At 42.6% G+C, this 7,509-nt stretch carries 5 protein-coding genes; 2 read left to right on the top strand and 3 right to left on the bottom strand.

Annotated elements, in window-relative coordinates:
* Positions 1 to 190: 190 nt before the first annotated feature.
* The 3 genes from AB4180_RS15155 to AB4180_RS15165 form a co-directional block, all read right to left on the bottom strand.
* Positions 191 to 2,947, bottom strand: coding sequence for an immune inhibitor A domain-containing protein (locus AB4180_RS15155; protein WP_102250293.1), 2,757 nt, complete (start codon positions 2,945 to 2,947; stop codon positions 191 to 193).
* Between the two features lie 49 nt (positions 2,948 to 2,996).
* On the bottom strand, positions 2,997 to 3,305 hold the full coding sequence (locus AB4180_RS15160; RefSeq protein ID WP_102250295.1) for a hypothetical protein: 309 nt from the start codon (positions 3,303 to 3,305) through the stop codon (positions 2,997 to 2,999).
* A 576-nt stretch (positions 3,306 to 3,881) separates the two neighbouring features.
* On the bottom strand, positions 3,882 to 4,844 hold the full coding sequence (locus tag AB4180_RS15165; RefSeq protein WP_102250296.1) for a hypothetical protein: 963 nt from the start codon (positions 4,842 to 4,844) through the stop codon (positions 3,882 to 3,884).
* A gap of 151 nt (positions 4,845 to 4,995) precedes the next feature.
* On the opposite strand from AB4180_RS15165, the gene AB4180_RS15170 reads away from it, so the two are divergent.
* The gene (locus tag AB4180_RS15170; protein WP_009844861.1) at positions 4,996 to 5,463 is read left to right on the top strand and encodes an Lrp/AsnC family transcriptional regulator; all 468 of its coding nucleotides are present in this window, start codon (positions 4,996 to 4,998) and stop codon (positions 5,461 to 5,463) included.
* 206 nt (positions 5,464 to 5,669) lie between these two features.
* Positions 5,670 to 7,232, top strand: coding sequence for a PAS domain-containing methyl-accepting chemotaxis protein (locus AB4180_RS15175; protein ID WP_102250294.1), 1,563 nt, complete (start codon positions 5,670 to 5,672; stop codon positions 7,230 to 7,232).
* The last annotated feature ends 277 nt before the right edge of the window (positions 7,233 to 7,509 follow it).

The raw sequence follows: 7,509 nt of genomic DNA on the forward strand, positions 1-7,509 counted from the left end.
CAAGTTTTTTACTGTGACTAAACCCCTAGTATCTTAAATTGCGACCAATAAAAAGCCCTACCGAATCGGTAGGGCTTTCGCTTATGGCTTAAATAATGACGTTTTCTTAAAACTGCTGTCGTGGTTTATATCCTGTGACAACAGTACTTAAGCCTATTTTGTAAATCCTCATGATAGAGCCTGCTATGATTTACAGGTCGACTAAAATTGTCTTAGTCGTAATCCCGCCTTGGTCATCGATTATCTTCAGTGTCACCTTGTGCTTACCGTATGAAGGGAAGATTGAAGTGAATGTACGACCTCGTTTCACCTTACCGTTTGGAAGTGTCCACTCGGTATCAACAATACGACCATCACTGTCTGAACTTGTTGACCACATGGTTACCCAGCGACCTAAGTGAATGTACTTCGCGCTTGCTTCTGGAAGAGCGTTTGGAGATTCAACACTCACTACGGAGCTGAACGAATCGGTATTGCCTTTGTCGTCGACAACAGTCAAGTTCACCGTGTATTCACCTGCTTGCTCGTAAGACCAAGTTGGTGTCACTTCGTTACTTGTTGTTCCGTTGCCCAAGTCCCATAGATAACTAGTGATCTCACCGTCTTGGTCTGAGCTAAAGTTACGTGCTGAAACGTTCAGGCCAGTCACATTAAGCTCGAAGTTCGCAGTAGGAGCGACGTTGTGTTGGCTTACTTTAGATAAGCGAACCACACCGTATTCGTTGTTGTCACTCTGATTTACAATATCGACCGCTAAACCAAACTCCGTCAGGATACGTCCTGAGTCTGGTGCTTGAGGCGATGTGTAATCTTGGTCATCCGAGAAGCTAGCATTGCCAACTAAACTGGTATCTTCGAGCACATCATTGTCGCTGTTTACAAGACGCATTGGAGTATGATCTTTGAGTGAAAACGCCGCATCACGAACTTGGTAACGAGTTTGAGCGACTTCACCGGATTTTTCCCAAGTCATTGCATTCTGGTCGGCATCGACCACGCCTAACCAACCTTCACCTGGGTGTTTGCCTACCCAGTTATCAGTCAGAGATTCGTCTACGTACCAAATAATCAAACCCGGATCGAATGAGATCAGTTGGCCCATGCGTTTGATGTTGGCTAGACCCTCATCAACGTCCATGTGGCTGCGCCATTGCAACAGGTAGTAGTGTTGCGCTTGGTGGAACCCATTACTCAGCTTGTAACCATTTAGGGCGAAGGTGGAGTTGCTCTCACCATCGTCTATTAAGGTTACTTCACCATCAACGACCACACTGAGGTTATCCAAATAGAAACCTTCCATCGCCAAGCCACCATCGGTGATGTATTCAAACGAAAGCTCTACTTCTTGGCCTGCCCATTGTGAAACGTCGAACTCAGCATCAATCCAACCGCCAGATTCGCCGCCAATAGCAGGAACGAGGCCAGTATTGTACGGGTCATCCAATGAGGTGATGTTGCCGGCAATGGCTTGTCCATTCACGAGTACGCGTGCAAAGTCGTAGTCTTTCTCAATTTCATACCAAGTTTTGAACGAAAGCAGTGCAGAATCGCCGGCTGGAATCACCAACTTGCGTGTCATGCTGTTTTTCAGGTCATCGCCTTTTTGAGAGTGGAACGAATACTCACCAGCAAACGGTTTTAAACCTTCGATCTGTTTTTCTGGAAGATCCACTTTAATCATGTTCGGACGGCTGTTATCCGTTGTTTGGAACAGCGTGTAAACTTGTGGGTTGTCTTCTAGATCATTAATAGAGATTTGATCATCGTTAACCCAGCGACCACCAATCGACTTCTGTAGGAAGTGTTTTGCCCAAGAGCTGAATGCCGTTGGCTGTGTGCCACCAATTTGACCAGCCCAACTGCCCGAAGACATGATTGACCAGTAAGAGACAGGTTCACCCTTGCCTGTATATTGCGTGTCGTACTCGTCTGGCAAGCCTAAATCATGGCCATACTCGTGAGCACATACACCAGCTGCGGCATCAATCGGTTGAATCGTGTAATCAAATGCTGCGTATTGGCCACCAAAGCGGTCTGGAAGCGAGCTAGAGGTGCCTTTAAGTACATGAGTGCGACCAAGGTTGAATCGGTGAGACCAAATCGCATCAGGGCCTAATACGCCACCACCGGCTTCTTCACCAACAGATGCGTGGAACACCATTAGATGATCAATCACACCATCGGGTTCACGGAAGTTTCCGTCACCGTCGTAATCGTAACGATCTTCAATATCGTAATCGGCTAGATTGATACTCGGATCTTGAGCCAATTGATTCAGTGCTTCGCGAACCAGTTCTTGCGCGTTGAGATCGTTGTCGGTAGTAGGGGAGTTACCCCCATAGAATGACGCAGGTTTAGAGGCGCGATACCAACCTGCAGCTTGGCCCGCAACGCTGTAACTATCACCAGATTCGCTTTGGTAATACTGACGCATCGAGATTAGGTTTTCGCCGTTTGGCCCAGTGTAGCCAGAGTTTGAAAACAACAACTCTTGATAATGTTCTGGGTTGTAGCTCTCGTAGAGCATTTGTGTGTGCTCTTCGGTCAGTTTGTTGTTATCCCAGTTCAAATCAGGGAAATCGACTAACAGAGCGAGTACTTTATCGGTACGCTTGGTGCCGACTTCTAACGCAAAGACGCTCGCCTTTTTAACGCCAGATCCTTTTTCTATGGCTTTAAGTATTTTCGCTCGTTGCTCAAGTGCTTTTTTACCGAATTGAGCGTCACCTTTAAAACCGGAATTGATTTTATTCTTCAAGTAGCGGTCAAGTGCGTCGTGCTTTGCCACATCGGTTGCATCTTGGTCGACTAAGCCCTGTCTAACTAGCATTTCAATGAGTTTGTCTTCATTAACAACGCCTAAATCAATAGGTGTTTTTGCATAACTACTGACGCTAAATAGAGTAAGCATTGCTGAAGCCAACAATGTTTTTCTCATCATTTTCATTATATTTTCCTTTTATATTCCATGTCGATATCAGTATCAACTTGCCTTATTAGGATCTGTTGTCCGAGTTTGGCCTAATACACTCTTGTGGTGTCTTATTTAACTGACGTGTGTTTGTTGTATTTTTTTTACTTTCTATCTCCTTTGTATTGGTTGTCTCTTTTCTACTTTTTGAATCAAACGGAGTGCTCTTCGCTTTTTTAGCGTTGAGATAGATACGTAAAGCTTCTTGATTTTCCTCATAGGTTAAGCTAGAACAGATAACACCTCGTTTAATCAATGACTTAAGCAATAGTTCATCGTTCTCAATAGTGGAAGCCTGTGACAGTGATGACAAAGTTAGAACCATTAAAGTCATTGCTTTTATGGGTGTTTTTGTAAGAATCTTAGTTGTGCGAGCCTCGGTTGTAAGAGGCGCTGTTATAAGGAGCATATTAAAAAGAGCCATCAGTTTTGATTATGTAACAAAATATATTTATAAAATTAACCAATCAAATAGATAATTATTACAAGCAATTGTTCGTTCCGATTTCAACATTTAAAGTTAATATCAAATAATGGTCGTTATTTATTTTATTATCAGCTATTTAATGAGTTTTGTTGAATGAATAGTTGATATTTTGGATTTTAATAATCTTGGTTGGGAAGTGATTATTATCTTGAGAGTACTTTATACAAGGTATGGAGTTATAAGTAATAAGATGCGTTTTATATTCTCTGTGTTTAAACATTGCATTTAATAATTGAGTTATTAGTAAATACCTGTGCTGAAATTATTTTCACACGAAATATCAATAATTAGGGTGTTGAGAATGATTTTCAGTGTTTCAAGGGCGTGAAATTTAAAAATAGCGGAGGTGATAGGAGTACCAAGTCGTAAAAAAGAACCCGTATTTGAGTTCTTTTCCTTTTATTCTTGTTGGCGATTTACTTATTACTGAGAGACATCGCGATAAAAATACCGTTCGCAAGTGCTTGGATTCATGCGCTTAATGACGTTTGATATCATAGCGACAACCAACACCGAGAATACAAGCCTTCCCCAAAATATCGTGTAGAAATCAGCCCCGATGAGTAGGATCAACAACGTATCTTCAATTAAACTGTGGAGCAAGTTGAGCAGCATGATTGCGGTGAATACGTCTCTTGCTGAGATATGCCCTTTCTTAGCTTCATTGATTAATAAGCCGCCACCAAACGAAAGGCCGAGCGTGATTCCTATTATTGTTAGGTTTGTTGCGTCTTTGCTGATTCCCAGCACTCTTAACAATGGTCTCAGTAATACTGCCATGAGTTTCTCAATACCTAGAACCTTTAAGATCTTGAGTAACAGTAATAGTGCTGAGATTACCATGAAGATAACCGCAAAGTTCTTGAACTGTTCAAGCGCCCAACCAAGATAACTCGTGTCTCCAGATACTTCCGGTTGCCAAAGCACGGTTGCTGGGTAGTTGAGCCAGTCTCCGTATTGATAACTGAGGTTGAGTAGCCATGCCAGCACTAAGCCTCCACCCACTCTCACCGATAGGGTAGCCAGCCAGTTAACACCTGCTTTTTTGGCAATTGCGCCTTCAATTGGCAATGAGTGAGCAAGGAGCATCATGCTGCCTAAAATTGAAGCTTGAGCAACCGTTAAGGGAACATCGGAATTAATAAGAATAATCAGCCCCGCATAGATGTTAGTGAGTATGGTTGTTGCCCATACCAAGCCCATTTCTTTGGGTAATCCGACGCTTTCCATTATAGGGCTTAGCCATTCGCTAAGAATCATTATGCCGCCAAGCTCTTCGACGACTTTTATCAATATGATGATTGGAATCATGATACGGAAAAGCGTCGAAGTGACATCGAAGATTTCTTTGAGGAGCTCTTTGAAAAATTGATAGGTTGATTTCATTGTTACGACCATAACTCGTTGTGTTGTATAAAAAGATCTTACCGCGATTGTTGTGATTATTATTTCAAAAATAACCTATAAAGTTGCCTGTAATTTTTAAATTGCCTTAAAGTAAGAAATTATCAATCAAAAAATCATGGTTTAAGAAATTATGGAAATAGACCGTATAGATAGAAGCATATTGGTAGAGCTTCAGAAGAATAACCGGATCCCTAATCAGTCGTTAGCCGAGATCGTAGGGCTATCACCTCCTGCTTGCTTAAAGCGAGTGAAACGATTGAGGCAAGAGGGCGTGATCGTCGGTGATGTTTCGATCATTAATCCTGAGCTTACTGGCAGCAAGATGACCCTAGTTGTGTCCGTTGAAATGGAGCGCGATCGAGGGGATATCTATCAAATTTTTCGCCATTCTATTTCTAAGGCGTCAGAGGTTACTCAGTGCTATCAGATATCAGGCAGCTTTGATTTTATGTTGATTGTTACGGTGAAAGATATACAAGCTTACGAAGACTTTGTTGAACGAGTATTGCGCAAAGATCTGAATATTCGCAAGTTCCATACCTCCGTCTCTATGAGAACAGTGAAATTTACCACTGCAGTTAACTTAGATGAGTCATGACCTTTAGCCAGATAGAGATGTGAATAATTAGATCAAAGGCATAATAGTTAGGGAAGAGGCTTAGCGTTTAGAGTTTTGTGAGGTGCATTGGTTATTTTTGTATAAATAGCAGTCATTTACACAAAATGTTACGTTCGCATTTTGTAAGAACTTTAATAATTGTATATATTCCTCGGCTACAATAATAGTTAACAAAAGTTAATATAATGACAGCCAGCTCTCCTTCTCAATCTCGTGAAACGCTTTTAAGCGAAAATGAACAACTTGTCTCAACTACTGACCTTAAAGGTGTGATTACCTATAGTAATGACGCTTTTTGTCGCATTGCAGAATACAACCAAGATGAATTACTTGGGCAAAACCATAATATTGTTAGGCATGGTGATATGCCTAAAGCGGCTTTTGCCGATATGTGGGTGAATCTAAAACAAGGCAAGGCGTGGCGCGGGATCGTAAAAAACAAAACTAAATCCGGTGGGTACTACTGGGTTGATGCTTACGTTACCCCTATTTATGATGGCGGGAAGGTGAGTGGCTATCAGTCTGTTCGTGTTAAGCCGAAAAACGAATGGGTGCAAGTTGCGGATAAGGCCTATCAAAGCTTATTGAAAGCTGAGACGTCAGGTCGCCAATGGTCACTACAGATCAGTGACAGTGTTCGTTACGCAGTGTTACTTGGCTCTTTGGCTGCGCCTCTGATTTCAAATCTTGTAGAAGTAGGGCAAGCATCGCAGTGGATATTGAGTCTTCTTCCTGTTTCTGCTCTAGCACTGCTTTTCCGACAAGAGCTCATTGATACACCATTACAGTTGAAAAAACTGCAATCTAAATTCGATAGTGTCAGTCGCCTTGTCTACTCAGGTAACAGTCAGTTCTCTGTTGCTGATTTTCATCTCAAGCTGATGTCTGCCCGAATTCGCACTGTGTTAGGCCGTATGACAGACTCAGCGAAACCATTGCAAGATTTAGCCGATAACCTTAATGCGACGTCATACCAAGTCACTGAAGCGCTCGATCAGCAGACAAAAGATATTCTTCAGGTACGTGAAGCAACTGAAGAGGTTGAGGTGACCGCCAATGAAGTCTCTACTCGTACAGAAGAAGCTCACCAAATTGTTGATGTGACCTTGCAAACTTGTGCTGGTGCTAAAGAGAGCATTGATCAAACCCACCGTAACCTTGAAAACTTGGCATCTCAAGCGGAGAAAGCGACGCACACGACTTACCAATTGAGCGACCAAGCGCAAAGCGTGAGCAAGATAATGGAAGAGATTGGTGGTATCGCTGAGCAAACCAACTTGTTAGCACTTAACGCCGCGATTGAAGCGGCTAGAGCTGGCGAGCAAGGACGAGGTTTTGCCGTTGTTGCCGATGAAGTACGTGCGTTATCTGGGCGAACGTCAAAGGCCACAGTTCAGATTAAAGAGAGCATCGATACCATGCTGGCGACGATTGAAAGCTGGCAGAAAGATATTCTGGCGAACAGAGACCAAACAGACGCGTGTGGTGATGTTGCGAAGGTGAGCGCAGAGCGTTTATCTGAAGTTGAAAATCTAATGCAATCGATGAATGAATTGATGCAATCTGTTGAAAGCTCTGCTCATAAACAACGTGAACTATCGAGCGAAGTAAACCTTCATATGCAGTCTATCGCTTCTACCGCAGAGCAAAACTTGGTTGCAACACATTCCGTGAAAGACCACTCCACAGAGCTAAAAGAGCAAGTGAATGAGTTCTATCACTTAGCGAAGCGCTTCGAAGAAAAATAGCGGTTAGATTTTAGAGTAATGAGAAATAAGAGAAGCCTTGCGAAACTAGCAAGGCTTTTTTGTGGCTCAAAAGAGCAGATTACAAAAACAGAAAGCCCCCAATAATTGATGTCCAACTATTGGGGGCTTTCATAATGCAGGCTCTTTAGTGTGTTTAGGGCGTGTTGACCTTTCGTGGTTAAATTTTGTTCGAGATAAAAGCGTTTTAATCGCGGCGAGGGGGAAGTAGCCTAGTCACTCTAAGCAAATCTCCCTCAACAAAGAGTAAAACGCTTTT

Origin of the sequence: Vibrio sp. 10N.286.49.C3, from assembly GCF_041469545.1 — a bacterium.
In the GTDB taxonomy this organism is placed as follows: Bacteria; Pseudomonadota; Gammaproteobacteria; order Enterobacterales; family Vibrionaceae; genus Vibrio; species Vibrio tasmaniensis_A.